At 59.9% G+C, this 25826-nt stretch carries 23 protein-coding genes, 1 tRNA gene and 2 pseudogenes; 10 read left to right on the plus strand and 16 right to left on the minus strand.

The window, feature by feature from the left end:
* Positions 1-7 precede the first annotated feature (7 nt).
* From IFT98_RS05705 to IFT98_RS05715, 3 genes are all read left to right on the plus strand, one after another.
* Positions 8-958 carry an alpha-E domain-containing protein gene (locus tag IFT98_RS05705; protein ID WP_122476296.1) on the plus strand — a complete coding sequence of 317 codons (951 nt, stop codon included), beginning with the start codon at positions 8-10 and terminating at the stop codon, positions 956-958.
* A complete protein-coding gene (locus tag IFT98_RS05710; RefSeq protein ID WP_122713900.1) occupies positions 955-1788 on the plus strand; it encodes a transglutaminase family protein in 834 nt (277 codons plus the stop codon). Before IFT98_RS05705 ends, IFT98_RS05710 begins: the two co-directional genes overlap by 4 nt.
* Before the next feature lie 506 nt (positions 1789-2294).
* A complete protein-coding gene (locus IFT98_RS05715) occupies positions 2295-3020 on the plus strand; it encodes an amidotransferase (protein WP_192047704.1) in 726 nt (241 codons plus the stop codon).
* A gap of 36 nt (positions 3021-3056) precedes the next feature.
* Here IFT98_RS05715 and IFT98_RS05720 read toward each other — a convergent pair whose 3' ends face one another.
* Together IFT98_RS05720 and IFT98_RS05725 are read right to left on the minus strand one after the other, a co-directional pair.
* On the minus strand, positions 3057-4028 hold the full coding sequence (locus tag IFT98_RS05720) for a magnesium and cobalt transport protein CorA (RefSeq protein WP_122795187.1): 972 nt from the start codon (positions 4026-4028) through the stop codon (positions 3057-3059).
* A 188-nt stretch (positions 4029-4216) separates the two neighbouring features.
* The gene (locus IFT98_RS05725; protein WP_192047705.1) at positions 4217-4906 is read right to left on the minus strand and encodes a crotonase/enoyl-CoA hydratase family protein; all 690 of its coding nucleotides are present in this window, start codon (positions 4904-4906) and stop codon (positions 4217-4219) included.
* Positions 4907-5119: 213 nt separating this feature from the next.
* On the opposite strand from IFT98_RS05725, the gene IFT98_RS05730 reads away from it, so the two are divergent.
* Positions 5120-5209: transfer RNA gene (locus tag IFT98_RS05730), tRNA-Ser, on the plus strand.
* A gap of 519 nt (positions 5210-5728) precedes the next feature.
* Here IFT98_RS05730 and IFT98_RS05735 read toward each other — a convergent pair.
* The 12 genes and pseudogenes from IFT98_RS05735 to IFT98_RS05790 all read right to left on the minus strand — a co-directional run bounded on the left by IFT98_RS05735 (position 5729) and on the right by IFT98_RS05790 (position 16156).
* Entirely contained in the window at positions 5729-6010 is a 282-nt protein-coding gene (locus IFT98_RS05735; protein ID WP_192047706.1) for a hypothetical protein, read from the minus strand.
* 69 nt (positions 6011-6079) lie between these two features.
* On the minus strand, positions 6080-7066 hold the full coding sequence (locus IFT98_RS05740) for a DUF2971 domain-containing protein (RefSeq protein WP_192047707.1): 987 nt from the start codon (positions 7064-7066) through the stop codon (positions 6080-6082).
* Positions 7067-7115: 49 nt separating this feature from the next.
* A pseudogene (locus IFT98_RS05745) lies at positions 7116-7361 on the minus strand (integrase core domain-containing protein); the annotation flags it as partial.
* 44 nt (positions 7362-7405) lie between these two features.
* On the minus strand, positions 7406-8134 hold the full coding sequence (locus IFT98_RS05750) for an amino acid ABC transporter ATP-binding protein (protein WP_192047708.1): 729 nt from the start codon (positions 8132-8134) through the stop codon (positions 7406-7408).
* Positions 8131-8817: an amino acid ABC transporter permease gene (locus tag IFT98_RS05755; protein WP_122713884.1), complete on the minus strand. Its 687-nt coding sequence runs from the start codon at positions 8815-8817 to the stop codon at positions 8131-8133. The genes IFT98_RS05750 and IFT98_RS05755 overlap by 4 nt, the downstream gene beginning before the upstream one ends.
* 3 nt (positions 8818-8820) lie before the next feature.
* Positions 8821-9549, minus strand: coding sequence for an amino acid ABC transporter permease (locus tag IFT98_RS05760; protein WP_192047709.1), 729 nt, complete (start codon positions 9547-9549; stop codon positions 8821-8823).
* A gap of 98 nt (positions 9550-9647) precedes the next feature.
* The gene (locus IFT98_RS05765) at positions 9648-10547 is read right to left on the minus strand and encodes a transporter substrate-binding domain-containing protein (protein WP_122476276.1); all 900 of its coding nucleotides are present in this window, start codon (positions 10545-10547) and stop codon (positions 9648-9650) included.
* A 52-nt stretch (positions 10548-10599) separates the two neighbouring features.
* On the minus strand, positions 10600-11802 hold the full coding sequence (locus tag IFT98_RS05770; RefSeq protein WP_192047710.1) for a pyridoxal phosphate-dependent aminotransferase: 1203 nt from the start codon (positions 11800-11802) through the stop codon (positions 10600-10602).
* Positions 11803-12016: 214 nt separating this feature from the next.
* A complete protein-coding gene (locus tag IFT98_RS05775; protein WP_122476272.1) occupies positions 12017-12958 on the minus strand; it encodes a LysR family transcriptional regulator in 942 nt (313 codons plus the stop codon).
* Positions 12959-13027: 69 nt separating this feature from the next.
* Positions 13028-14557 carry a tripartite tricarboxylate transporter permease gene (locus IFT98_RS05780; protein WP_122794974.1) on the minus strand — a complete coding sequence of 510 codons (1530 nt, stop codon included), beginning with the start codon at positions 14555-14557 and terminating at the stop codon, positions 13028-13030.
* On the minus strand, positions 14554-15087 hold the full coding sequence (locus tag IFT98_RS05785) for a tripartite tricarboxylate transporter TctB family protein (RefSeq protein ID WP_122476268.1): 534 nt from the start codon (positions 15085-15087) through the stop codon (positions 14554-14556). The genes IFT98_RS05780 and IFT98_RS05785 overlap by 4 nt, the downstream gene beginning before the upstream one ends.
* A gap of 52 nt (positions 15088-15139) precedes the next feature.
* Positions 15140-16156, minus strand: coding sequence for a Bug family tripartite tricarboxylate transporter substrate binding protein (locus IFT98_RS05790; protein ID WP_122794973.1), 1017 nt, complete (start codon positions 16154-16156; stop codon positions 15140-15142).
* A gap of 398 nt (positions 16157-16554) precedes the next feature.
* Here IFT98_RS05790 and IFT98_RS05795 point away from each other — a divergent pair, with 398 nt between their 5' ends.
* The 6 genes and pseudogenes from IFT98_RS05795 (at position 16555) to IFT98_RS21175 (ending at position 22912) form a co-directional block, all read left to right on the plus strand.
* Entirely contained in the window at positions 16555-17511 is a 957-nt protein-coding gene (locus tag IFT98_RS05795; RefSeq protein ID WP_192047711.1) for an amidohydrolase family protein, read from the plus strand.
* Entirely contained in the window at positions 17508-18566 is a 1059-nt protein-coding gene (locus tag IFT98_RS05800) for a 4-hydroxythreonine-4-phosphate dehydrogenase PdxA (protein WP_122476262.1), read from the plus strand. The genes IFT98_RS05795 and IFT98_RS05800 overlap by 4 nt, the downstream gene beginning before the upstream one ends.
* Positions 18563-19738, plus strand: coding sequence for an L-rhamnonate dehydratase (locus IFT98_RS05805; RefSeq protein WP_122476260.1), 1176 nt, complete (start codon positions 18563-18565; stop codon positions 19736-19738). The genes IFT98_RS05800 and IFT98_RS05805 overlap by 4 nt, the downstream gene beginning before the upstream one ends.
* Positions 19739-19791: 53 nt before the next feature.
* A complete protein-coding gene (gene araD1, locus IFT98_RS05810; protein ID WP_192047712.1) occupies positions 19792-20787 on the plus strand; it encodes an AraD1 family protein in 996 nt (331 codons plus the stop codon).
* Positions 20788-20929: 142 nt separating this feature from the next.
* A pseudogene (locus IFT98_RS21170) lies at positions 20930-22054 on the plus strand (cache domain-containing protein); the annotation flags it as partial.
* 15 nt (positions 22055-22069) lie between these two features.
* Positions 22070-22912 (plus strand): methyl-accepting chemotaxis protein, encoded by an 843-nt coding sequence (locus IFT98_RS21175; protein WP_446730814.1) that lies wholly within the window; start codon positions 22070-22072, stop codon positions 22910-22912.
* Positions 22913-22976: 64 nt separating this feature from the next.
* Here IFT98_RS21175 and IFT98_RS05820 read toward each other — a convergent pair whose 3' ends face one another.
* Positions 22977-24539, minus strand: coding sequence for a sensor domain-containing diguanylate cyclase (locus IFT98_RS05820; RefSeq protein ID WP_244650871.1), 1563 nt, complete (start codon positions 24537-24539; stop codon positions 22977-22979).
* A 69-nt stretch (positions 24540-24608) separates the two neighbouring features.
* Complete coding sequence (gene pobA / locus IFT98_RS05825; RefSeq protein ID WP_192047715.1) at positions 24609-25793, minus strand: 4-hydroxybenzoate 3-monooxygenase; 1185 nt, start codon at positions 25791-25793, stop codon at positions 24609-24611.
* Between the last annotated feature and the right edge of the window lie 33 nt (positions 25794-25826).

Here is a 25826-nt window from a genome sequence, read left to right on the forward strand (position 1 = left end):
CCTGCCAATGCTAAGTAGAACTGCCTCTGATCTGTATTGGATGTCGCGCTATCTGGAGCGCGTCGAAAACCTGGCGCGCATGCTCGATGTCAGCTATTCACTGTCGTTGATGCCACAGGATGGCCGCGGCGACGGCCTTGACGAAATCGCCATGCCGCTGTTGATCACCGGCACCCTGGAAGACTACCTGGAGCGCCACGGCCAGCTGCATGCCGAGCGCCTGCTGCATTTCTTCGCCCTGGATCCGGCCAATCCAGCCAGCATCTACAGCTGCCTGGGTGCGGCACGGGCCAGCGCCCATGCGGTGCGCGGCCGCATCACTGCCGACATGTGGGAGAACATCAACTCCACCTGGCTGGAGATCCGCGGGATCGCCGAGCAGGGTGTGGGCCGCTACGGCATGAGCCGCTTCTGTGATTGGGTCAAGGAGCGCGCCCACCTGTTCCGCGGGGCTACCTACGGCACCCTGATGCGCAACGACGCCTTCCGCTTCATTCGTCTGGGCACCTTCATCGAGCGCGCCGACAACACCTTGCGCCTGCTCGACGCGCGCTACGAGATGCTCGGCGACGATGCCTATTCGGTCGACGACAGCTCGGCCCGTGGTTACTACCAATGGAGCGCGCTCCTGCGCGCGCTGTCGAGCTTCGAGGCCTACACCGAAATCTACCGCGATGCACCGGCCGCCAAGCCGGTGGCCGAACTGTTGCTGCTGCGCGCCGACGTGCCGCGCTCGCTGCGCGCGTGTACCGAAGAGATCAACCAGATTCTCGCCGACCTGCCCGGCGCCAACGGTCGCCCGGCCCAGCGCCTGGCTGCCGAACTGGATGCGCGCCTGCGCTATACCGGCATCGACGAGATCCTCGACGAAGGCCTGCACGAGTGGTTGAACGAACAGATCCCGCTGGTGCGCCAGTTGGGCAATGCGATCCACAGCGCCTATCTGGAGGCTGTATGAGGCTTAACATCAGTCACGAAACCGCCTATCACTACGATGACGAGGTGCGCGCCAGCATCCAGTACCTGCGCCTTACGCCGCATGACAGCGAACGCCAGCGCATTCTCAGCTGGCAGCTTGACCTGCCGCGCCCGGTGCGCGCTCAGCTCGATCCGTTCGGCAATATCCTGCATGTGCTGACCCTGGACGACCCGCACGACGCGATCATCATCGGCGCGCGCGGCCAGGTCGAGATCGACGAAACCCGCGAGGCCGAACACGAGACACAGTCACCGTTGCCGTTCCTGCGCTTTACCCGGCTGACCGAGGCCGACGACGCCTTGCGTGCCTTTGCCGCCGAACAGTGCCACACGCGGCGCGACCGCAATGGCCTGATCGACCTCATGCAGGGTCTGCACCAGCACATCACCTACACCAGCGGTGCGACGGCCGTGGACACTTGTGCCGCGCAAGCCTTCGCCAGCGGCGCCGGGGTTTGTCAGGACCACACCCATGCCTTTCTTGCCTGTGCCCGCAGCTTGGGCGTCCCGGCGCGCTATGTGTCCGGCTACCTGTTTACCGAGGACACCGAGCACATGGCCAGTCATGCCTGGGCCGAAGCCTGGCTCGACGATGCCTGGTACAGCTTCGATGTGACCAACCAATTGGCGCGTCCGGAACGCCACTTGAAACTGGCGATAGGCCTGGACTACCTGGATGCCTGCCCGGTGCGCGGCATGCGTCGCGGTGGCGGCTTCGAGCAGATGCACGCCAAGGTACTGGTCGCGCCGAGCGCACCTGTGGTCAGCGTGGCTACTGCGCCGCAGTCCCAGAGTCAGACCCAGGGCTAGATCCGAGAGCGGTCTGCAGGCTGGCCGCAACGCCTTAACTGAACAGCCTGCCCAGATTGGGCAGGATCAGCACCAGCGTCATGGTGAACACAATGAGTCCGGCCTGGCGGATCTTTGGATGTTTGAACATGGCAGACTGCCTATGAGTTATGTTCTTCCTGGCGCCAACCCATGCCGCAACCTTGGTTGAGCTTGGCGAAAAGGTGCACCCCCCACGACTCGATGTGCCCATACGGCCGCATCAATAGTCATGCTTTTACCTTAGAACCCTTGATTGACGGGGCTTAGAACGCTTTGCCACGGCAAATGGGGTCGTTTCGATCAAACTCGACTAAGGAACTCTTTTGCCGATTTTGAACATGCCGTGCTAGACGCCCAAGAAGGCAAATGCAAGCTCGGTGGTGTTAATTACCGTTCATCGGGCAAATCCGGCGCAGCTTCACTTGCCAGCCAGCGCCGATAACGGGCAGGCTTGTTACCTGCGTTCCCTCTCCATCGAGTGACCTATGACCCTCAACATCTGCATCCTGGAAACCGACGTCCTGCGGCCCGAGCTGGTCGAGCAATACCATGGCTACGGCCGCATGTTCGAAACGTTGTTCGCCAGCCAGCCCATTCCTGCCAAGTTCACCGTGTTCAATGTGATGAACGGTGAATACCCACCGGCCGATGCCCACTACGATGCGTATCTGGTCACCGGTAGCAAGGCTGACTCCTTTGCCACCCACCCGTGGATCGAAACGCTCAAGACGTTTCTGCTGGAGCGCTACCAGCGCGGCGACAAGCTGCTCGGCATCTGCTTTGGCCATCAGTTGCTGGCGCTGCTGCTGGGCGGCAAGGCAGAGCGCGCGACGCAAGGCTGGGGCGTGGGCACCCATGAATACAGCCTGGCCAGCCGTGCGTCCTGGATGAGTCCGGAAGTCGAAACGTTGACCCTGCTGATCAGTCATCAAGACCAGGTGACGTCGCTGCCGCAGAACGCATCGGTCGTGGCGTCGAGCGAATTCTGCCCATTCGCGGCCTATCAGATCGGTGATCAGGTCCTGTGTTTCCAGGGGCATCCGGAATTCATCCATGACTATTCCAGAGCGCTGCTCGACATTCGTCAGCAGCACCTGGGCGAGCCGGTGTATCAGAAAGCCATTGCCAGCCTGGACCGTGATCACCACGGCATTACCGTGGCTGAGTGGATGATGCGTTTCGTCGCGCAGGGCACCCGGCCGGCAGCGTGACGGCCGCGCCCTGTGGCAGGGTCGGACAGCGCGCGGCTACAGCCAGCCAGCGCGCTTGAAGCCGGCGAACAAGCCACTGCAGCCGGACGCGATGACCCCCAACACGATGTAGTAGCCGTAGTGCCAGGTCAGCTCCGGCATGTTTTCGAAGTTCATCCCGTAGATACCGGCGACGGCCGTGGGAAACGCCAGTATCGCTGCCCACGCGGCAAACTTGCGCTGGGTCAGGCTTTGCCGCGACGACTCCAGCAGCAGGCCGATCTCGATGGTCTGCGTGGCGATGTCGCTCATGGTGGCCAGGTCCTCCATCTGCCGGTTCACATGAATCTGCACGTCGCGGAAATAGGGGCGCATGTTCTTGTCGATGAAGGGGAAATCCAGCCGCTGCAGCTCTTCGCTGATCTCGACCATGGGCGCCACGTAGCGGCGCATGCGCAGCAGTTCGCGACGCAGCCCGTGCAGGTGCTGGATGTCGGCTTCGTTGAGCGAGCCACCGAGTACGCGGCGCTCCAGCGATTCGATTTCACAGTGAATGGTCTCGCTGACCGGCTGGTAGTTCTCGGTGACGAAATCGAGCAGTGCGTAGAGCACGAAATCTTCGCCGTGATCCAGCAGCAATGGCCGCGCTTCGCAACGCTTGCGCACCGAGGCGTAGGAAGCCGAGTGACCGTTGCGGCAAGTGATGATGTAGCCGCGCCCGGCGAAGATATGGGTCTCGACGAACTCGACTTTGCCGTCTCGGCGGATCGGCGAATAGGTCACGATGAACAGCGCATCGCCGAAGGTTTCGAGCTTGGGTCGGCTGTGCACCTCGAGAGCATCTTCGATGGCCAGCTCATGCAGGTCGAACTGTTTCTGCAGTTGACTCATCTGTTCGGCGTCGGGCTGTTCCAGGCCGATCCATACGAAATGCCCCGGACGCCGCGCCCATTGCGCGCCTTCGTCGAGGCTGATGTCGGTAATCTTCTTGCCCGCGCTGTATACCGCGGCGGCGACCACTCGGCCCATGATGCTCACTTCTTCGATTGGCAGGGCGACCCGGTATGGGCCTGCTGTGGATAGGAGTGTCCCGGCGCGGCACAGTTCGCGGTTCAGTTCATCGATCGCGCATTGCACTGCGCAGCGGCCTGCTCACGCCCGCCACAGTGAAGACCCAACGTGTGGGCAATGTTCCCTACCGCTTGTACTGACGCTTCTTAGAAGCCTTGTTCCTGGTCAACCCGGATGGCTTCGTCCAAAGTCTCCAGGAACGCTTTACGTGCCTTCAGCTTGGTCCTGGCATGGGCCTTCATGTTGAGCTTCTGCAGGCGTTGCGCCGCAGCGAGGGCGGCGGCCTGCAACTGCTCGGGCGGTACCACCTCATCGAGAAAACCGGCCTGCAACGCCCCGGAGGGATCGAACATTTCCGCACCAATCACCGAGCGCTGGAAGGCTGAACGGCGCAGGCGATCCCTGGCCAGTTCGATGCCGGCGTGGTGCATGGTCATGCCGATCTGCACCTCGTTCAAACCGATATGGAACGGGCCTTCCACGCCGATCCGGTAATCGGCCGACAGCAGCAGGAACGCACCCTTGGCCACGGCGTGTCCCGGGCAGGCCACGATGACCGGGAACGGATGGCTCAACAGCCGGCGGGCGAGGGTAGAGCCCTGGGTGACCAGACTGATCGCATTCTCCGGGTTCGAGGTCATGACCTTGAGGTCGTAACCTGCGGAAAGAATGCCGGGTTGACCGGTGATGACCACCACGGCGCGCGCCTCTACGGCCTGATCCAGAGCCTCGTTGAGCGCCGCGATGACGGCAGGCGAGATGGCGTTCACCTTGCCGTTGTTCAGGGTCAAGGTGACGATGCCGCCCTCGAGTTGGTAATCGATCAGCTCACTCATACCGGTATTCCTTGTCGTGTTGTGGCGCCGACGTTACCCAGCCTTGCCGGCCGGGTAAAGCGCCTTGACTGACTGGCCGGTCACGCTGACAGGCCCGAGGGAATTCGGCGCTGGGCTTAAGCGCATGAAAAACTTGCAGAAAAGCTTTGCCATCACGAACGCTATCGACTACATTAGCGCGCCTCGACACACCGAACAGGTGCGCCGAGAAACGGTGAAGTGTCCGAGTGGCTGAAGGAGCACGCCTGGAAAGTGTGTATACAGGAAACTGTATCAAGGGTTCGAATCCCTTCTTCACCGCCATATTAGATACGTCAAAAACCCCCGGAGCGCCTAGCGCTTCGGGGGTTTTTGGTTTCTGGGCAAGTGATCACTCGTTGGGCCGTACACTTCTTTCAATCAAATTGAGGATTCGTTGGTTGGCAACGGTACGTCGTTGTCCGCTCATCCCACACCTCTATGGGGCGATCATTTTCGCCTGAAAAGGTGGCCGGGGTTGGTAGACCACTGCATAGAGTCCGGTACCGTCATCGCGAGCTCATAGCGGCGCACCGTCTGTAGGATGGTTTCCACCTAGTCCGTGGTCGCCGTAGCGCGGTCGCGGATTTCTGGTGGGATGAGGCCGGCATCCATCTGCTGCTCGATTCGCGCGCAGACTGCTATGCCTTTAGCCCCGGTGTCGAATGATATGGAAAATGGGCGGTCGAGCATCTTTTTGCGCTCGATGGTGAATTTCCATCGTTCACCGCGTATGCGCCTGGTGACAATGCTGAATGCACTGGGTGATTGATATCTTTTTATACCCTAGCAGCCCCCAGCGACCTAAAACACCCTTTTGGTGAAGTGATCGGCCGGGATGCTCGTAGCGCGGCTGGCGAGGCGTATTGCAGTGTGCTGAGCGTCACTCAGCGGGCCGTCGTCCATGTCGTACTTGTGCAAATACCGGTCGGCCATCTGTCGCAGGGCCAGGTGAATAACTCCTGTCCTGCTAAGGCCGGTAAGCTTGGGGAGCAGATCCAGCGTGTAGCCACTCACGCCTGCTCGTGTGTCCTGCTTGAGTAGCGGCACCGCGATACTGTCCACACTTTTTGGCTGTTCGGTCATGGGAGTACTCCGCTCGGGCGATGGGCTTGAATCAAGGGACATGCTGCACGTTATTAACGCATAAAAGAATCAGGTTTTTTGATTCTTAGAAGCTGGCTGCACTGGCGAATACACCAAAGGTGGTACTTCATATTCGGTGTATTCGATCTTGAACTCGTCTTTACTAATGCGAGCTTCATAAAAAGTTGCGTTAGGGTTGTGTTGTATGGTTGCAGCTATTATTAATACCCTTCGATACTTAGGCATCTTTTCGCCGAACGTAACACACTTAATTGAATTTGGCGTTATCCGCACCTTGCCTTGATTGCCGGTCCTAATTCTCACTTCCCGCTCATTGGCCCATAATGTAGCTTTGGTATTGAACATAGTCAGGCTTTGTATATGATTCCATCTCTCTTTCCAGTGGCCTTTTCGTCTGCGAACTTCATAGATTGCATCGATTGGCTCCGGATTATCCTGATATGTAACAAGTGCAGTACTGATATTTTGCATTTGCTTCAGTTTCAGTGGGTCGTAGGTTATCCTGATACCTCGCAAGCCATCCCCATAATGACTCCAAAGGCTTATATCCTCTTGGTTCCTACGAACCTGATTAAGCCTTTGTTGGTCATCATTGATGGTAACGTCATTAGCCGCTTCATCTATCTTAGGAGCACTTAAGGCGCAGAAATAACCGTAGTTCTTCGTGTTATCTACAACTGAACGCTCAAAACTTTTTTTGTGTTCTTCCCTTTTTCTGTCTATATAGCCAGTGGGGTTTTTCTGATATTCCTTTAGTTCTGCTTGTATCGCTGTATGCTCACGATCTATATTTGTCTCATCAGTACAAAAAGCAAACTCCGAATACAATATTTGATCTAGGGTTAGCCCTGGATCATACTTATAACTTAAACCCCCTTCGAACGGATCATTCAGGCTACGAAGCGATGCGAACCACAAATAGCTTTCTGCAATCATTTCCAGAGTGCTATCATTGTAAGGCTTGAATTTGTGTATTAGATCCAAACTATCTAGCACAGAGTTATCTGCGTCATGAAATCCTATATTTGTATCCATCTAAACCTCTATGGTTTTAAATAATTGGCTCAATGTCATTTTGTAGCGGTCAACTGATCCCGGACACTGCGTTGAGTTTTTTCTCGGCAACGGCAGGTGCCAAGCCTTTGTTGAACTGATGCGATCGTCGCCAGTTGTACCGTTCCATCATGAAACGACCGATTTTTTGTTTAGCCAACGCAGCGCTCATGTAGCCCACCGTCGATATCCATTCGCTTTTTAGGCTGCGAAATACCCGCTCCATCGGCGCAGTATCATGGCAGTTGCCGCGCCGACTCACGCTCTGTGTGAAGCGCTATCGCCCTATGGGATGGCCCAGCAGGCGCACCATCCCCGCACTCAATGCTGCAAGATCTTCGACAGAAAGTTGCGAGCGCGATCGGAGCGGGGCGCGCTGAAGAACTCTTCGGATTTCACGTCCTCGATGATTTCGCCGCCGTCCATGAACACGATGCGGTCGGCGACCTTCCGGGCGAACCCCATCTCGTGGGTGACGCACATCATGGTCATGCCTTCGCCTGCCAGCTCCACCATGACGTCCAGCACTTCATTGACCATTTCCGGGTCGAGCGCCGAGGTGGGTTCATCGAACAACATGGCGATGGGGTCCATGGCCAGGGCGCGGGCAATGGCGACCCGTTGCTGTTGGCCGCCAGACAGCTGAATGGGGTACTTGTGCGCATGGGCCTTGAGGCCCACACGCTCCAGAAGTGCCGTGCTCTTGCTGGTGGCGGTGGTGACATCGCGCTTGAGCACCTTGATCTGCGCCAGGTTGAGGTTCTCCACGATGGTCAGGTGCGGGAACAGCTCGAAATGCTGGAAGACCATGCCCACTCGGGCGCGCAGTTTCGGCAGGTCGACACCGCGGCCAGTGACCGCTTGACCTTCAATGGAGATCTCTCCCTCTTGCACCGGCTCCAAACCGTTCACGCACTTGATCAGGGTGCTCTTGCCCGAGCCGGACGGCCCGCACACGACCATCACCTCACCGCGCGACAGCTGGGTCGTGCAGTCTTTCAGGACCTGGAAATCGCCGTACCACTTGCTCAGGTTTTTCATCTGGATCATGCGGTTCTCTCCGTGCTTCTTTTCAGGCGTTTACTGAGCCGCGACAGCAGGTAGCAGATCACCAGGTACACCAGGGCCACGAACAGGTACAACTCCACCAGGCGTCCGTCGCGCTGGGCGAATTTGCTGGCTGCGCCGGTGAAGTCCGCGATCGACAACACGTACACCAGCGAGGTGTCCTGAAACAGGATGATGGTCTGGGTCAGCAGCAACGGCAGCATGCGCCGCAGTGCCTGCGGCAGGATCACGTAGAGCATCGCTTGCGACGGGCGCAGGCCCAGGGCCTGGGCTGCCTGTTTCTGGCCGCCGGAAATACTCTGGATGCCGCCGCGGATGATTTCGCTGTAGTAGGCCGCCTCGAACATGCAGAACGTCACGAAGGCAGTCATTACCGGGCCTATCTGCACGGGGCGTTCGGTGTGGAAGGTCATCTGCAGCAGCAGCGGCATCAGAAAGTAGAACCAGAAGATCACCAGCACCAGCGGAATGCTGCGCATGACCGTGACGTAGCCCAGGGCGAAGCCGCGCATCACGCGGTTGCCCGACAAGCGCATCAATGCCAGCAAGGTGCCGACAACGATGCCCACGGACATCGCCACAAGTGTCAGCAACAAGGTGAACTTCAGGCCGTTCCACAGTGCGGGCATGGCTCGCACGATGACACTGGGGTCTAGATCGAACATGACTTACCTCGTCGCGCCGCGAACGGCCAGGGAGTTTTCGATACGACCCATGACGAACGTCATCAGCAGTGAAATGGCCACGTAGATCACGGTTGCCGCGGTAAGGGCTTCAAAGGTATTGAACGAGTATTCGCTGACGTTACGCGCCTGCGCGGTCAGCTCCATCAAGCCAATGGTCAACGCCACCGAAGAGTTTTTCAGGGTGTTGAGTGCCTCGGACGTCAGCGGTGGGAACACCACGCGGATCGCCTGCGGCAGCAGCACGTTCAGGTACATCTGGGTCGGCCGCAAGCCGAGGGCCAGGGCTGCGCCGCGCTGGCCGTAGGCAACCGACTCGATGCCCGCCTTGAACAGCTCGGAAAGCTTGGCTGAGGTGAACAGGGTCAGGGCCACGACGGCACTGAAGAAAGACGGGTAGGGCAGGTCTTGCTTGAGGTAGTCGCCCCAGGAGAGGGGTAGCAGTTCGGGGACCACGAAGAAGCAGATGAACATCTGCACCAGCAGTGGGATATTGCGAAACACCTCGGTATACAGGTTGCCCAGCCATACCAGCGGGCGCACGGTACTGGTACGCAACGTACCCACCAAGCCGCCAATCAGAAATGCCAGGGTGAACGCGAGGAGGGTGGTCGCCAGGGTCCAGCTCGTGCCGGTGATCAACCAATGCAGATAAGAGGCGGATTCTCCGGGAGCGAAATCCCAGAACACGCTCCAGTTCCAGTTGTAATCCATGCCAACACCAACGTTCAGGGAGAAGCACTGCATGCAGCCAGGCGCACAGCGGCGCGGCGCATGTGCGCCGCGTCACTGCCTGGCGTGAAGGGGGCGGGTCAGACGCCGGTGTCGTTCGGGTTGGCGATGGCTTGCTTCAATGCATCGCTCATCGGCAAGTTGATCGTGGCGTTTTTCGGCGGGATCGGCTGCTGGAACCAGGTCGGGTACAGCGTATCGATCACACCGGTGCTGTACAGGTTGCGCAGTACATCGTCGGCGAATGTCTTGAATTGAGGGTCGTTCTTGCGGATGCCGATGGCGTAGGGTTCGGCTGACATCGGTTCAGGCAGCAAGGCGTAGGCGTCCGGGCTGCGGCTTTGCGCGATGGTTGCCATCAGCTGCACGTCGTCGTTGATATAGGCCACGGCACGGCCTGTTTCCAGCATCAGGAAGGCTTCGCCGCCGTCCTTGGCGTTGAGGATTTTCAAGCCCAGCTGTTTTTCGCGGTCCAGATTCTTGGTGATCCACTCGCCGCTGCCGCCGGTGATCACTACCACCGATTTGCCTTTCAGATCGGCCACGCTGTCGATGCCGGCGGTTTTCTTCACGGCGTATTTGGCGCTGGCGATGTAGCTGGTCAGCAGGAATCCGATCTGCTTCTGGCGCTCGACGGTGTTGGTGGTAACGCCGCACTCCATGTCGATGGTGCCGTTGATCAACAACGGGGTACGGGTGGCCGCAACGACCGATACGTATTCGGTCTTGAGGTTGGGCTCACCGACCTTGACCTTGATCTGGTCGACGATTTTCTTGCACAACTCGATGCTGTAGCCGATAGGCTGCTGGGCGTCGTTGAGATAGGAGAAAGGCAGCGACGCATCGCGGTAGCCCAGCGTGACAGTGCCCACTTCCTTGATCTTTTTCAGTGTACCGGTCAGTTCTTCAGCCTGCGCAGCGCTGGCGCCCAGGCAAACCGCGACAACCAGGGCAAGCAGCTGTTTCTTTTGATCGAGCATGTAGATCTCCGATGTTGTTATGGCAGCTTTGGCACAACGAAAAGCGATAGCGTCAGCGCAGGGCTGAAAGCGCTTCGCGAATGGCAACGACAGCTTTGGTTATCTGTTCGCGTGAAGTGGCAAATGACAGTCGGAAGTACCCTGGCATACCGAACGCTGCGCCCGGCACGACGGCGACACCGGCGTGATCGAGCAGGTAGGCCGACAGCGCTACGTCGTCCCCGAGCACCTTGCCCTGCGCCGTGGTGCGGCCGAACAACTGGCTGCATTCCGGGAAAGCGTAGAACGCACCGGCCGGCGCGCTCAGGCGCAGGCCCGGGCATTGGCTCAGGCCGTCTACCAGCAGCTTGCCGCGCTGGGCGTATTCCCTGGCGCAACTGCTGACGAAATCCTGCGGGCCTTCGAGCGCTGCGCGGGACGCTTCCTGACTGATGGCGCTCGCGCCCGACGTGCTCTGTGACTGGATCTTGCTGATGGCGGCGATCAGACCTTTGGGCCCTGCGCCGTAGCCGATACGCCAGCCAGTCATGGCGTAGGCCTTGGCCACGCCGTTGATCAGCAGGGTGCGTTCGCGCAGGTGCGGGCAGGCGCTGGCAAATGACACGAAAGGCTGGTCGGCGAGCAGCACGTGCTCGTAGATTTCATCGGACATCACCAGCACATTGGGGAAATCCTCCAGCACCTTGCCCAGTGCCTGCAACTCGGCTTCAGAGTAGATCGCCCCGCAGGGGTTGGAAGGCGAGTTGAGAATCAGCCAGCGACTCTTGTCGTTCAACGCACTTTGCAGGGCCTGCGGCGTGAGCTTGAAGCCTGCATCGATGCCACAGGGAATGACCCGCACCACGCCGCCGTTCAAGGTGACGATATCGGAGTACGACACCCAATAGGGCGCGGGTATGACCACTTCGTCGCCGGGTTCCAGCGTTGCAACGAAGGTGTTGTAGATCACCTGCTTGGCGCCGTTGCCGATGGTGATTTCGTCGACGCTATAAGTCAGGCCGTTGTCGCGCTGAAACTTGGCGACGATGGCCTTGCGCAAGGGCAGGGTGCCCTGCGGTGCGGTATAGCGAGTGTGCCCGTCGAGCATTGCCCGATGCGCGGCCTCGATGATATGCGCAGGGGTGTCGAAGTCGGGTTCGCCCAGGCTCATGTCGACGATATCGCGACCTTCGCTGGACAACTGCTTGGCACGCATGGAGATGACCATGCTGGGGGACGAGGAGATTTGGCGGACGCGTTCGCTTTCAAAATTCATGAAAAACAGCCTTCCTTTGGTCGTGCGCCAGGGCCTTTGAGACATCCTGTCGTTCTAGTTGTAGGACGTAGTATGACACGGGCGGCGCCCTCTGCAATCGCTCAAATACCTAAAAGTTCAGTGCCTTGAAAAGGGCGTTGCGAACGTCACGCGAAGCTCTCGAACGTTTAATTTGCGCGGTCTATTCATCAGTGTGCTTGATTCTTCTCGCCGCTCATTTGACCAATGCGTGCTCCGCGCGCACCGAGTTCATGAACGCCTGCATCGCTGAGGATTGGATGCGATGGCGTCGGGTGATGAGCCCGAACGGTGGCAGGCGCGCTTCGAACTTGATTGGCAACACCGCCAGCAGATGCCGTCCGGGATAGTCCTCGACCACCGACACCGGTGTCACGCCGAGCATGTCGGTCTGCTGTACCAAGGACAGCAAGGTCATGATCGAGGTGGTTTCGACGATGCTGCTGGGGATGTCCACGCGCGCGTTGTGAAACACCTGATTGATGATCGAACGCATCGGGCTGGGGTGTTGTTGCAACACCCAGGTCATGTTCTGCAACTCGGCCCAACTCAGCTGTTTCTCCTTGGACAAAGGATGTTGTGCGCCGGCGATCACACACAGGGCTTCCTCACCCAGGCTGTCGAACAGCAGTTCTTCAGCCCTGGCGCCGGCCGGAATCCGCCCCAGCACGATGTCCAGTTGATCCTGCAACAGCGCCTGCACCAGCACGTCGCTGGTGTCGACCTGAATGCTCATCGACAGGCGAGGGTGGCTTTGTTTCAAGGTGGCGATGGTGCGGGTCAACAAGCCCGAGGCCAGTGCCGGAATCGCACCCACGGCGACCCGGCCGAGGTTGCCGGATTCCAGCGCCACCAGCTCCTCGCGCATGCCGCTCAATTCAGCGAACACCATGCGCGCGTAGTAAGTGACGGTTTCGCCGAACGGCGTAGGGCGCATGCCGCGTGGCAGGCGCTCGAAGAGTTCGACACCGAGCAGATCCTCGGCCTCGTGCAGCATCTTGGTCGCGGCGGGTTGGGTCATGCCGATGTGATCGGCAGCGCGGCGCAGTGAACCGAATTCCTGCAGCGTCAGCATCAGCCGCAGTTGGCGCAGGCGCAGGCGGCCGTGGATCACGTTGGCATCGGGAATTCGGGTCATGGGCCGGGCTCGCGAGAATGAACTGCGGCAAGCCTGACAACAAATGCCAGGCGTTGCCAGCACGGCGTGTCACAGCACCGATTTTGCCTTCGGCAGGGGGGATTTGCGCAGGCCCAGCACGGTTTGCAGTGCTTTGGAGATCAGCGGCCAGAACAGCATCAGCAGAGCCGCCGTGGTCAAGCCACCCACCAACGGGTTGGACCAGAAGATACCGATGTGACCGTCGGAGAACAGCATCGACTGCCGGAACGCATCTTCCGCCTTGTCGCCCAACACCGCTGCCAGCACCAGCGGCGCAATCGGGTAGCCCAGTTTCTTGAACAGGTAACCCAGGGCGCCGAAGCCCAGCATCAACACCACGTCGAAGAACGAGTTGTGCACCGAGTACGCACCGATGGCGCAGACCATGATGATGATTGGCGCGATGATCGAGAACGGAATGCGCAGGATCGAAGCGAACAGCGGCACGGTGGCCAGCACCACGATCAGGCTCACCACGTTGCCCAGGTACATGCTCGCAATCAACCCCCAGACAAAGTCGTGCTGCTCGACGAAGAGCGTCGGCCCGGGGTGAAGGCCCCAGATCATCAGACCACCGAGCATCACTGCCGCGGTTGCCGAGCCGGGAATGCCCAGGGTCAGCATCGGCAGCAGCGCGCTGGTGCCTGCCGCGTGATCGGCGGTTTCCGGGGCGATCACGCCTTCGAGTTCACCCTTGCCGAAATTCTCGCGGTTCTTCGAGAAGCGCCGCGCCAGGCTGTAGCTCATGAACGAGGCCGCCGTCGGCCCGCCCGGGGTGATGCCCATCCAGCAACCTACCAGGGTGCTGCGCACGATCGTCCACCAGTACCGCGGCAGCTTGGCCCAGGTGCGCAGGATGACCATCGGTGTGATACGCGCATGTTCGCCGCGAAACACCAGGCCTTCCTCGACGGTGCAGAGAATTTCGCCGATGCCGAACAGGCCGATCACCGCCACTTCGAAACTGATCCCGGTCATCAGGATCGGTTGGTCGAACGTCAGGCGCAGGTTGCCGGACACCGTGTCCATGCCGACGGCGGCCATGGCGAAGCCGATCATCATCGCAACCACGGTTTTCAGCGGTGGATTCTTGCTCATGCCGATGAACGTGCAGAACGCCAGCAGATACACCGCAAAGAACTCCGGCGAACTGAAGGACATGGCGAACTCGGCGATGCGTGTCGACAGGAACGTCAGCAGCAGGACACCGGCGAGGGCGCCGATCAGCGCCGAGCTGAACGCGGCGGTCAATGCCTCGGCAGCACGGCCTTCGCGGGCCATGGGGTAGCCGTCGAAGGTGGTCGCCACCGATGACGGCTCGCCGGGTATGTTGAACAGAATCGAGGTGATCGAGCCGCCGAACAGCGCACCCCAGTACATGCACGACAGCAGAATGATCGCCGACACCGGCGACATGGTGAATGTCAGCGGCAGCAGCAACGCCACGCCGTTGGGCGCGCCGAGACCGGGCAACACCCCCACCAGAATACCCAGCAGCACGCCGATCACCATCAGGCCGATGTGGCCCGGGGTCAGGATCAGGTTCATGCCCTGCAACAAGGAATCGAATTCGCTCATTTGAAATATCTCACGGTCTGGGCAATCCATTCGCCCAACGGACCGCCATCCAGCGGGACCTTGAACCACAGCGCAAAGATCAGGTAGCTGGCAAGCACTGCACCGAGGGAGATGCCTGCGATCTTCCATTTGCTGTAGGGCGTGGCGCGTGCCTTGTCACTCCACATGAACCAGGCAATGAAGCAGGCCGATGACACGTAGATGCCCACCAACGGCATCGCGCCGACGAACAGGGCAATCGGGATGAACACCGACAACACCTGGCCAAAGGCGCTGCGGCTGACGAACGCAATACTCAACGCTTTCCAGCGCACCAGGGTCAACACGCCGTTGCCCAGGCTGGCGGCGCTGAGCAGCAGGCCAATGTAGAAAGGGAAGTAACCCGGCTCGGGGCCGGAATCGCCCCAGCCGATACCCTGTTCGACGCTGCCGAACATCACCACCACGCCAATCAGCGTGGTGAAGAGTGTCAGGCCAAGTTCGACCCAGCGGGTGCCGACCAGCGCCGGTGAATCCGAAGAATGGGACATGAAACACCTCCAGCAGATGACGGCCGTACGTAGGCGGACGGCCGCAGGCGACTCAGTTTTTCAGCCAGCCGGCTTCCTTGAACACCGGTGTCACGCGGGCGGTGTCTTTTTCGATGTAGGCGGTCAGCGGCTCGCCTTCGAGAAAGGTCGGTACCAATGCATTCTGCTTGACGTAGGCCTTGAACTCCGGCGTCTCGGTGACTTTGCGCATCAGTTCGACATAGAACGCGCGCTGTTCGGCAGTGACCTCGCCTGGCATGAACACGGTGCGCGGGAAGCGATATTGATCGATGCCCAGGCCTTGTTCGTAACACGTCGGCACGTCGGCCCAGGATTTGTCGCCGGCCACTTTGTCGGTGTAGGTCATGCGTTCTTTACTGAACACGCAGAGCGGCTCGATCTGGTCGCCGCGCCATTGGCTGATGCTTTCGCTGGGGTTGTTGACGTTGGCGGCGATGTGCTTGCCGGCCAGTTGGGTCGCGGCTTCGCTGCCACTCTTGAACGGGATGTAGACCAGCTTGCTGTTGTTGGTCTGGTTGAGCAGCAAGGTCAATGTCTGGTCGACATCCTTGGATTGGCTGCCGCCCATGCGCATTTTCGCAGGGTCAGCCTGGGCCGCCTGGTAGAAGCCTTTGGCGTCTTTCCATGGCGCGTCCTTGTAGCTCCACAGAATGAAGTCATCCTCGGCGACGGCCGCCACAGGGGTCAGTTCCTGCCATTGGTAACCGAGCTTGGCCACCAGCGGCAGCAGGTAGATGTTGTTGGTGCCGATCACCAGTTTTTCCGGATCGCCCTTGTTCATCTTCAGGTCGAGAAACGCTTCGGCGCCATTGCCGCCGCCCTTGTTGAGGACGATGGTGTTGACGTCGAGCAGCTTGTGCGTGGAGATGATCGACTGAATCAGGCGGCCCAACTGGTCGGTGCCGCCACCGGGCCCACCCGCGACGACGATTTCGACATTCTTGTCCGGTTGCCAGGCCGCCGTGGCGAGCGCTGGAAAAGCGCCGGCAGCGGCCATGGAGCAGCCGAGCATGAGAAGGGATGTGCGACGGACGAATGCATTTCGCATGGAAAGAGCCTCGTTTTCTTGTAGTTGTTATAAGTGACTTGTCTGAGCGGTCGAACCGCAAGCCTGGAGTGAGTGTGGGAAGGTGCAGGCTCCGCGTCTAGTCAAAACAATACATACACCGATAACCAGGGGTTATAGCTAGCCTCGCAGGAAGCCACGCAGCAGGGTGTAGGTGCCGGTCCAGAGCCATTTCATAAGAAACTCCGGCTCGCTGCAACCCATCCGCAGACACGCAAAAACCCCGTTGAGATAACTCCAGGCTATCGCTCTATTCCAAGTTTTGATTGGACGGTTATCGGGGAGCCTTCGATAGTGCACACCAACGCCGTGTTTTGCGGTGGATTGCACCCAGAAGAACGATCAATCAAAAGAACAATAAATCACCAATGAGGTGCGCCATGGCCGAGCTGTGGAACGGTCCGATCATCGATGCTCACCATCATTTCTGGGATCCTTCGATCAACCCCCATCCGTGGCTGGCGGCCGATGCCAGTGTCGCGTTCCGCTATGGCGATTACAGCGCGATCAAACGCAGCTACCTGCCCGACGATTACCTCGCCGATACCGGTACTCACCAGGTCGTGCAGACGGTGTACATCGAATCGGAATGGGACCCGCAGGACCCGGTGGGCGAAACCCGCTTCGTCGAACAACTCGCCCGCCGCTACGGTTTGCCCAATGCGATCGTCGCGCAAGCCTGGCTGGATCATCCCGAGGCCGCCGCCGTACTGGCCGAGCAAGCCTCCTACAAATGCGTGCGCAGTGTGCGCCACAAGCCTGGAGGCCCGACCACACGTGCCCAGGTCGGGCGCGTGCGCAGCCTGATGAGCGACGAGCGTTGGCGGCGCAATTATGCCGCGCTGCAGGGGCTGGGCCTGCATTTCGACCTGCAGACGCCGTGGTGGAATCTGCATGAGGCGGAATGGCTGGCGCGGGATTTTCCGGGCACCACGCTGATCCTCAACCATGCCGGCTTGCCCGATGATCGCAGCGCCGAAGGCCTGGCCGCCTGGCGCCTGGCCATGGCGCGGCTGGCCGAGTGGCCGAACGTGCAGGTGAAGGTGTCAGGCCTCGGCCAGCTGCGCCAGGCGTGGCGGACCAAGGACAACGCATGGATCGTGCGCGAGGTCATCGCGATGTTCGGCACCCACCGCGTGATGTTCGCCAGCAATTTTCCGGTAGACAGCCTGTGTGGCTCGTTCGACGTCATCTACAACGGTTTCAAATCCATCGTTGCCGATCTGCCCCTGGCCGATCAGGAGCGTTTGTTCTACAGCAATGCGCAGCGCGTCTATCGCTGCGAGCCGGGCACCCTTGACCGGACACGGCCTGAACCCTTGAGGAGTGAAGCATGAACAAGACATCCATCGCCATGGTCCTTGGCGACCCGGCCGGCATTGGCCCGGAACTGATCGCACGGCTGCTCGCCGAGCCCTCGGTGCGCAGCCAGGCCAACGTGATCCTGATCGCCGACGAAGCGGAAATGCAGCGCGGCATGCGCATCGCCGGAATGGAATTTCCCTACCGCCGCGTGGAGTCGCTCGAGCAGTTGTCGTTCGTCGATGACACGCCGCTGTTGTATGACTTCCGCGGCGATACGCTTGGCGAGTTCGCCCGCAGTGAAGCCAGTGTCATCGGCGGTCGCTACAGCCTCGACACCCTTGAACAGGCGTTGCGCTTGACCGAAGCCGGCACCACCAACGCCGTGCTGTTCGGCCCGTTGAACAAGACCTCGCTGCACATGGCCGGCATGGCCCACAGCGATGAGCTGCACTGGTTCGCCGAGTTGCTGGGCTTCGTTGGGCCGTTCTGCGAATTCAACGTGCTCGACAACCTGTGGACCTCGCGCGTGACCTCGCACGTTGCCCTGGCCGACGTGCCGGGCCTGCTGTCGCAGACCAGGGTGATCGAAGCGATTCAGTTGATCGACACCGCGCTCAAGCGCAGCGGCCTGGCAAAACCGCGCATCGGCGTGTGTGGGCTGAACCCGCACAACGGCGACAACGGCTCGTTCGGTCGCGAAGAGCTGGACATCATCGGCCCGGCAGTGCGTTCGGCGCAGGCCATGGGCATTGCCGCGGAAGGCCCGTATCCGGGCGACACGATCTTCCTCAAGGTCCAGGGCGATGCCAGTGCCTTCGACGCGGTGGTCACGATGTACCACGACCAAGGGCAGATCGCGATCAAGCTGATGGGCTTCTCCCGCGGCGTAACGGTGCAGGGCGGCTTGCCGATCCCGATCACCACCCCGGCCCACGGCACCGCATTCGATATTGCCGGGCAGGGCAAAGCCAACGTCGGCGCCATTCGCCAAGCGTTCGAAATTGCCTGCCGGATGGGCGGGCAACAGCTACTGAACACAACTCGACAATTACAAGAAATCGGCAGCGCAAGGAATCTGAATCCATGAAAATCAAAGCCATCCGTACCCGCGTTTTCGAGTGGAAAGGCAAAGTCGTTCCGCCCCAGGCGCACTTCTGCACCAACGCCAGTGACATTCTGTTCGAGCGCGGCGACGCCATGGGCTCGTTCCGTTTCCACGGCTGGCTGGTGGTGGAAGTCGAGACCGACACCGGTCTGGTCGGCATCGGTAACTGCGCCCTGGCGCCACGTGTGGCCAAGGAAATCATCGACACGTATCTGGCGCCGATCGCCATAGGTGAAGACCCGTTCGACAACGAATACATCTGGCAGAAAATGTACCGCCAGAGCCACGCCTGGGGCCGCAAGGGCATCGGCATGGCGGCGATCTCGGCAATCGACATCGCGATCTGGGACATCATGGGCAAGGCGGTCAACAAACCGGTGTTCAAACTGCTGGGTGGCCGTACCAAGGAAAAGATCTGGACCTATGCCTCCAAGCTCTACGCCAATGACAACCTTGACCTGTTCCTCGAAGAGGCTCAGGGCTATTTGAACCAGGGATTCACTGCGCTGAAAATGCGTTTCGGCTATGGCCCGAAAGACGGCCCGGCCGGCATGCGCAAGAACATCGAACAAGTGCGCGCCCTGCGCGAGCTGGCCGGCCCCGACGTCGACATCATGCTCGAGTGCTACATGGGCTGGACCCTGGAATACGCCCGTCGCATGCTGCCCAAGCTCGCCGAGTTCGAACCGCGCTGGCTCGAAGAGCCGGTGATTGCCGACGACATCGAAGGCTACATCGAGCTGAAGAAGATGGGCATCATGCCGATCTCCGGCGGTGAGCACGAATTCACGTCCTACGGTTTCAAGGACTTGCTCGAACGCCGTGCGATCGACGTGATCCAGTACGACACCAACCGTGTCGGTGGCATCACCGCTGCCCGCAAGATCAACGCCATGGCCGAAGCCTGGTCGGTGCCCGTCATCCCGCACGCTGGGCAAATGCACAACTATCACCTGACCATGTCGACAACGGCGTCGCCGATGGCCGAGTTCTTCCCGGTGTTCGACGTCGAGGTCGGCAATGAACTCTTCTATTACGTGTTCAAGGGCGAGCCACAACCGGTCAACGGCTACATTCAGCTCGACGACAACACCCCGGGTCTGGGCCTGGAAATCTCCGATGAATACCTGAGCGACTTCAACATCATCGAGTGACCCTTTGGCGCCGCTTGCGGGCGGCGCCAACCATGACGTTCCGGAGGCCACACATGCGTCTGATTCAATTCGAAAACACCGACGGGGGACGCCAGGTTGGCGTTGTCGAGGGCGCCCACGTCCAGGTGATCAATGACACCCGCACGACCCGTGAGCTGGCCCTGGCGGCCATTCGCGGTCACCACGGCCTGGCCGATGAAGTTGCCGCCCGTGGCACGCGACCGGGGCCGGACTACGCGCAACTGTTGCAAGAGCGCCGCGTATTGCCGCCGCTCGATCACGAAGACCCTGCGCATTGCCTGATCAGCGGCACCGGCCTGACTCACCTGGGCAGCGCTTCGGCGCGCGACAAGATGCACCAGCAAGAGGGCGCTGTCGAAGCCGGCATGACCGACACCATGCGCATCTTCAAATGGGGCCTGGAAGGCGGCAGACCTGCACAAGACCAAGCCGGCGCGCAACCGGAATGGTTCTACAAGGGGGACGGCAGCATCGTCGTGCGGCCGGGGGCCGATTTCCCTGTTCCACCCTTCGCCGAAGATGCTGGCGAAGAGCCGGAACTCACCGGGCTGTATGTGATTGGTGAGGATGGCCAGCCGTACCGCGTCGGCTATGCCCTGGGCAACGAGTTCTCCGACCATGTCATGGAGCGGCGCAATTACCTCTACCTTGCCCATTCGAAATTACGCTTCTGCGCCTACGGCCCGGAACTGCGCGTGGGTGCATTGCCAGCGCATCTTGCCGGCACCAGCCGCATCATTCGCAATGGCCAAACGCTCTGGGAAAAGGAGTTTCTCAGCGGCGAAGACAACATGTGCCACAGCCTCGCCAACCTTGAATTCCATCACTTCAAATACGCGCAGTTTCTGCGCCCGGGCGATGTCCACGTGCATTACTTCGGCACCGCGACACTGTCATTCGCCGACGGCGTGAAAACCCAGCCGGGTGATCGCTTCCAGATCAGCCTCGATGCGTTTGGCGCACCCCTGGAAAACGGCATCGGCGAAAGCGCCGAGCCACTGGCGATCGGTCAGGTGAACGCGCTCTGATCGCACTGAATAAGCAAGCCGTGCACGCCCCTGATTAACCGAGATTTTCGCGTTTTATCAGGGCTTGCACTCATGCGACAAAGTTCCGCGCCGATAAGGTTATACAAGATCAATAACTCCACACCTTGCGGATGCGCCCCTCATGCTCCACACCATTCAAACTCGCTACACCGCTACTTTCGTAGGCTTCGTTCTGCTCGTCGCGGTGCTGACGGCGATTGGGGTCAATTACTTCATCACACCCAGCCTTACAAGCACCGATGAACGCAAGTTGGTCACTGAGGCAGGGGAAATCAGTGCCGTCATCAAGCGCGAGTTGGCGCGGGTGCAGGCGCAGCAGCGGGTGATTACCGAGACGGTTGCGCAACTCGACAGCGACAGTATCGACCGCCTGCTGCCCAGCATGGTCAACCAGTACGGCGAGTCGAAGGTATTCGGCGGTGGTATCTGGCCTCTTCCCGATAAACGGACCGTGGGCCGGGCCAAGCACAGTACGTTCTATCACCGCGATGCCAGCGGCCAGTTGATAGTCAACACCCACTGGAACTCGCCTGAATCGAAAAACTACTTCGAGCAGTCCTGGTACCTCGGTGGGCTCAAGGCCCCTGCGGGGCAGTGCAACTGGGCATCAGCCTACCAGGACGATGCCAGCCCGGAGCCGCGCACCAACTGCGCGATGGCCATTACCAAGGACGGCGCCGCCTATGGCGTTGCGACCATCGATGTGACGCTGGGCTTCTTCAATGAGCTGATCGCGCAGAAAGAGCGCGAGATCAACGCGGAACTGATGATCGTCGAGAGCGACGGCAAAGTTCTGAGCAACCAGCCGGAGATTCCAGGCAACAACGTACTGAAGAATCTCGGCGACCTGGCTGGCCAATACCCCTTTGCGGCAGCATTGCAGGGTTTGCTGAAAAGCCCCGGTGCCACGCGTTCGACGTTCGTCGGCAGCAATGGCAAGGAATACACCTTGTTCCTGATGCCCGTCGAAGGCACACCGTGGCAGATGGCGGTAGCCCAACCCACCGAAGTGCTGACGGCGCAAAGCAGCCATGTGCTCAAGACCCTGGCGATGCTGCAGATCCCGATGGTGGTCATCATGCTGCTGGTCATCGTGTTCGCCCTCAGGCAACTGATGAACCGTTTGGCGGTGCTCAAGACCAATATCGATACCTTGTCGGCCGGTGATGCCGACCTGACCAAGCGCATCGTCATTCGCGCCGAGGACGAAGTTGGCGCAGTGGGCCACTCGATCAACCGCTTCATCGTCTATCTGCAGAAAATGATCAGTGAAGTGTCCGACTCGTCTTCATTGATTGCCGAGGGTATCGAGCAGCTACGCGGACAGTCCCGTGGCACCAACAGCATTCTGACTCGCCACGCCAATGAAACCGATCAAGCGGTGACGGCCATCACCGAAATGAGCTCTACCGCCGATGACGTCGCCCGCAATGCCGCGCAAACGGCGAGCATGACCCAGGTGGCGAGCGAGAAGGCCCGGCATTCCAAGGTGGTGGTCGAAGATGCGTCGAGCAGTGTCCGCGAACTGATCTCGGAAGTGGAAGAAGCCACTACCAAGGTCAGGGCAATGGAACACGATGCCCAGCGCATCAATTCTGTACTGGGCGTGATTGGTGACATTGCCGGGCAGACCAATCTCCTCGCGCTCAACGCTGCGATCGAGGCGGCGCGTGCAGGCGAACAAGGCCGCGGTTTTGCAGTGGTTGCCGATGAAGTAAGAGCCTTGGCAGGCCGTACCCAATCAAGCACCTCGGAAATCAATGAAATGCTCACCCGTCTGCAGCAGGGTGTCAGTGCTGCCGTGGTGGCGATGGAAAGCACCAAGGCGCGCTGCCAGGCCACGGTAGACAAGACCTCCCGGGTGAACGAAGGCTTGGATGCGATGACCGAATCGGTTGTATGCATCAACGACCTCAGCACGCAGATAGCCACTGCGGCTGAAGAGCAGAGCGCCGTCAGTGAAGAGGTCAACCGCAACATGGTAGCGGTGCGGCAGATAGTCGAGGACCTGGTGGCAGGAGGCGCTCAAACCGAGAAGAGCACGTCTGCGCTCGCCGCATCCAACGCCAATCTGATCGCTGTGGTACGACGCTTCAAAGTGTGAGGAGCGGGGCTGGGCTGCGGTTACAGACGGCAGCCCAGGCTCGGGATAATCCCGGGCAGATGCGCTAAGTCACCAGGCTGCTAGCGTATGAACCGGTTGCTTGTGCACCCAGCAGCTCGTTCGCCTCGACACGGTTTCTGCCTCGGTTTTTGGCACGATACAGGAGCCTGTCCGCCTCCTTCAGGGCCGCGGTATAGGCGTCATGTTTGGGTGCATTGATTGCCACCACGCCCAAGCTGACAGTGACGTTGCCCAGCGCGCTGGCTGAATGCTCTATGCCGGCATTGAAAATGGACAGCCTGACCTTTTCGGCGACGCTGAGCGCACCGGCAAGATCCGTTTCCGGTAGCAGAATCACGAATTCCTCGCCACCATAACGTGCCGCCAGATCCCCGGCTCGGTGCACCGCACTGCCTATCAGGTTGGCGACTTCCATGAGGCAGTCATCGCCCCGGACATGCCCGTATTGGTCGTTGTATTGCTTGAACCAATCGATGTCCAACAGGATGATCGCCAGCGTCGAGCGATTGCGGCTGGCTCGCGCCCATTCCTTGCGCACGGCAAAGTCGAAGCAACGTCGATTGGGCAACTGCGTCAGGCTGTCGGTTTGCGCGATGATCTCCAGTTCATTCTGGGCGCTGTGCAGCTCGCTTTCCGCCGTTATCAGTTGCTGAATTTGCTTGTACAGCAAGACGCTCAGCCCTATCAAGGCAAGGCAGATCAGCGCAATCAGCCCCGCCGACCGATAGGCATACGCCCACCAGGGAGCGAATACGTGTTGGGAGGAGACACCCGCGGCCGCGACGATCGGCAGGCCGGTGACTCGGCGGTAGGCATAGATCCTTTCCACACCGTCCACCAAAGACTTGGTCACGGCAATACCGCTGTCACTCTCGGGCAGATAGCGCGAGAAAATATCGCCTTTGGCAAGGTTGGTGGTCATCAGCGCGGTCAAGGTGGGGCGTCGAGCCAGCAGGTCACCGTTGTTCAGTGCCAGGAAAATAACGCCCTGGTCGTCTACATCCATTCGCTCGAAGAACGTCTGGAAATAGGCAACGGGCACCGTGGCCAATGCCACACCGGCAAAAGTGCCGTCAGCGCCATTGATACGTCGGCTGATCGGGATGACCATATCCCCGGTGATGCGACTTTTCACGATGGAGCCGATTCGCGTGGCTGTATCACTGTGATCACGGTGATAGATGAAATAAGGACGATCACCGTTATCGTGGGTCTGGATCTCGGAGAACGAGTTGACTATCCAGTTGCCCTGGGCGTCGAAGATGAACAGCCCCTGGACAGCCTCGACGTTCGACACGTTTGCCGCCATCAGCTTCGCCAAGCGCGCTCGCGCGTCGATCGCAAGCCCGTCGTGCTCTACGCGTTCTACAAGATCACGCAAGGTATTGTCAGCTTGTCGCACCGTATCTTGAGCTTGCTGTTCGGCGGCACGGACGATATTGGAAACTGCAACTTTGGCAGCCGCCAGACGTTCTTCCCGGGACAAGCTCATTTGCCAGGCGGTCGCCAGACTCAAGGACAGGCACACCAATGCAATGAAGCCTATCAGGGCTTTGCTCAGCAACGACGGCGATAGTCTGGCTGGGGTAAAGTCGCTTGGTTTCATAAAAGGCGTCATTGGCTTGGCGGCAAAGCCAGATCAATGCAGTTTCCGTACCGCACTGGAAGCTCGTATTCATTCTATGTCTTCATACGGCAACCCCACGTAGTTCTCGGCGATGGTCTGGCGGCCGGCAGGCGAACCCACGAAGTAGTCGAGTTCGGTCTGCTGGATACGCTGACCGAAGGCATCGGTGTCGGGAAAACGGTGCAACATCGAGGTCATCCACCAAGAGAACCGTTCGGCTTTCCAGACGCGGCGCAGGCAGATGTGCGAGTACTTCTGCAGCAGGTCGGTACGCCCTTCGCGATAGACCTTGAGCAGGATGCGATACAGAGTGCTGACATCGCTGGCCGCCAGGTTCAGGCCTTTGGCTCCCGTGGGCGGGACGATGTGGGCGGCATCGCCGAGTAGAAACAAACGGCCGTATTGCATCGGCTCCACCACGAAACTGCGTAACGGCGCGATACTCTTTTCAATGGACGGGCCGGTCACCAGTCGCTCTGCGACAGGCGCGGGCAGGCGACGCTTCAATTCATCCCAGAAGCGCTGATCGGACCAGTCCTCGACCTTCTCCTCTGCTCCCACCTGCAGGTAGTAACGGGTACGCGTTGCCGAACGCATGCTGCACAAGGCGAAGCCACGCTCATGGTTGGCGTAGATCAATTCGTGGTTGACCGGCGGTGTGTCGGCCAGGATACCCAGCCATCCGAAGGGGTAGGTGCGTTCGAAGACGCTCAGGGCCTCTGCCGGAATCGCTTGCCGCGACACGCCGTGAAAGCCATCGCAGCCGGCGATGTAGTCGCAGTCCAGGCGAACCGTCTCGCCGTTGCGCTGGAAGGTCAGGTACGGATGGTCGCCTTTCATGTCATGGGGCTGAACCTGGTCGGCCTCGTAGACCGTCAGCGCGCCGGCGGCGGCCCGGGCCTGCATCAGGTCGCGGGTGACTTCGGTCTGGCCGTAGACCATCACCGTTTTGCCGCCGGTCAGAGCGCTGAGGTCGATGCGTTCACTGCGTCCATCGAACGCCAGTTCGAACCCCTCGTGCACCAGACCCTCGGCGTCCATACGCGCGCTGACCGAAGCTTCGCGCAGCAGGTCGACGGTGCCCTGTTCGAGCACGCCGGCACGAATCCGCGAGAGGATGTAGTTGGGGTCCTTGCGTTCGACGATGACGTTGTCGATACCAGCACGATGCAACAGTTGGCCGAGCAGAAGGCCGGACGGACCGGCGCCGATAATAGCGACTTGAGTTTTCATGTGAGCAGCCCTGTGCGGTGCGACTGCGGGCGT

The organism is Pseudomonas sp. CFBP 8770 (genome assembly GCF_014841705.1).
Taxonomy (GTDB): Bacteria; Pseudomonadota; Gammaproteobacteria; order Pseudomonadales; family Pseudomonadaceae; genus Aquipseudomonas.

Coding starts and splice junctions, on each gene's coding strand:
- IFT98_RS05820 (WP_244650871.1), bottom strand. CDS start 24,539: ATGAAACCAAGCGACTTTACCCCAGCCAGACTATCGCCGTCGTTGCTG.
- IFT98_RS05750 (WP_192047708.1), bottom strand. CDS start 8,134: ATGATCCAGATGAAAAACCTGAGCAAGTGGTACGGCGATTTCCAGGTC.
- IFT98_RS05795 (WP_192047711.1), top strand. CDS start 16,555: ATGGCCGAGCTGTGGAACGGTCCGATCATCGATGCTCACCATCATTTC.
- pobA (WP_192047715.1), bottom strand. CDS start 25,793: ATGAAAACTCAAGTCGCTATTATCGGCGCCGGTCCGTCCGGCCTTCTG.
- IFT98_RS05765 (WP_122476276.1), bottom strand. CDS start 10,547: ATGCTCGATCAAAAGAAACAGCTGCTTGCCCTGGTTGTCGCGGTTTGC.
- IFT98_RS05705 (WP_122476296.1), top strand. CDS start 8: ATGCTAAGTAGAACTGCCTCTGATCTGTATTGGATGTCGCGCTATCTG.
- IFT98_RS05735 (WP_192047706.1), bottom strand. CDS start 6,010: ATGACCGAACAGCCAAAAAGTGTGGACAGTATCGCGGTGCCGCTACTC.
- IFT98_RS05710 (WP_122713900.1), top strand. CDS start 955: ATGAGGCTTAACATCAGTCACGAAACCGCCTATCACTACGATGACGAG.
- IFT98_RS05720 (WP_122795187.1), bottom strand. CDS start 4,028: ATGGGCCGAGTGGTCGCCGCCGCGGTATACAGCGCGGGCAAGAAGATT.
- IFT98_RS05805 (WP_122476260.1), top strand. CDS start 18,563: ATGAAAATCAAAGCCATCCGTACCCGCGTTTTCGAGTGGAAAGGCAAA.
- IFT98_RS05775 (WP_122476272.1), bottom strand. CDS start 12,958: ATGACCCGAATTCCCGATGCCAACGTGATCCACGGCCGCCTGCGCCTG.
- IFT98_RS05725 (WP_192047705.1), bottom strand. CDS start 4,906: ATGAGTGAGCTGATCGATTACCAACTCGAGGGCGGCATCGTCACCTTG.
- IFT98_RS05760 (WP_192047709.1), bottom strand. CDS start 9,549: ATGGATTACAACTGGAACTGGAGCGTGTTCTGGGATTTCGCTCCCGGA.
- araD1 (WP_192047712.1), top strand. CDS start 19,792: ATGCGTCTGATTCAATTCGAAAACACCGACGGGGGACGCCAGGTTGGC.
- IFT98_RS05780 (WP_122794974.1), bottom strand. CDS start 14,557: ATGAGCGAATTCGATTCCTTGTTGCAGGGCATGAACCTGATCCTGACC.
- IFT98_RS05800 (WP_122476262.1), top strand. CDS start 17,508: ATGAACAAGACATCCATCGCCATGGTCCTTGGCGACCCGGCCGGCATT.
- IFT98_RS05715 (WP_192047704.1), top strand. CDS start 2,295: ATGACCCTCAACATCTGCATCCTGGAAACCGACGTCCTGCGGCCCGAG.
- IFT98_RS05755 (WP_122713884.1), bottom strand. CDS start 8,817: ATGTTCGATCTAGACCCCAGTGTCATCGTGCGAGCCATGCCCGCACTG.
- IFT98_RS21175 (WP_446730814.1), top strand. CDS start 22,070: ATGATCAGTGAAGTGTCCGACTCGTCTTCATTGATTGCCGAGGGTATC.
- IFT98_RS05785 (WP_122476268.1), bottom strand. CDS start 15,087: ATGTCCCATTCTTCGGATTCACCGGCGCTGGTCGGCACCCGCTGGGTC.
- IFT98_RS05790 (WP_122794973.1), bottom strand. CDS start 16,156: ATGCGAAATGCATTCGTCCGTCGCACATCCCTTCTCATGCTCGGCTGC.
- IFT98_RS05770 (WP_192047710.1), bottom strand. CDS start 11,802: ATGAATTTTGAAAGCGAACGCGTCCGCCAAATCTCCTCGTCCCCCAGC.
- IFT98_RS05740 (WP_192047707.1), bottom strand. CDS start 7,066: ATGGATACAAATATAGGATTTCATGACGCAGATAACTCTGTGCTAGAT.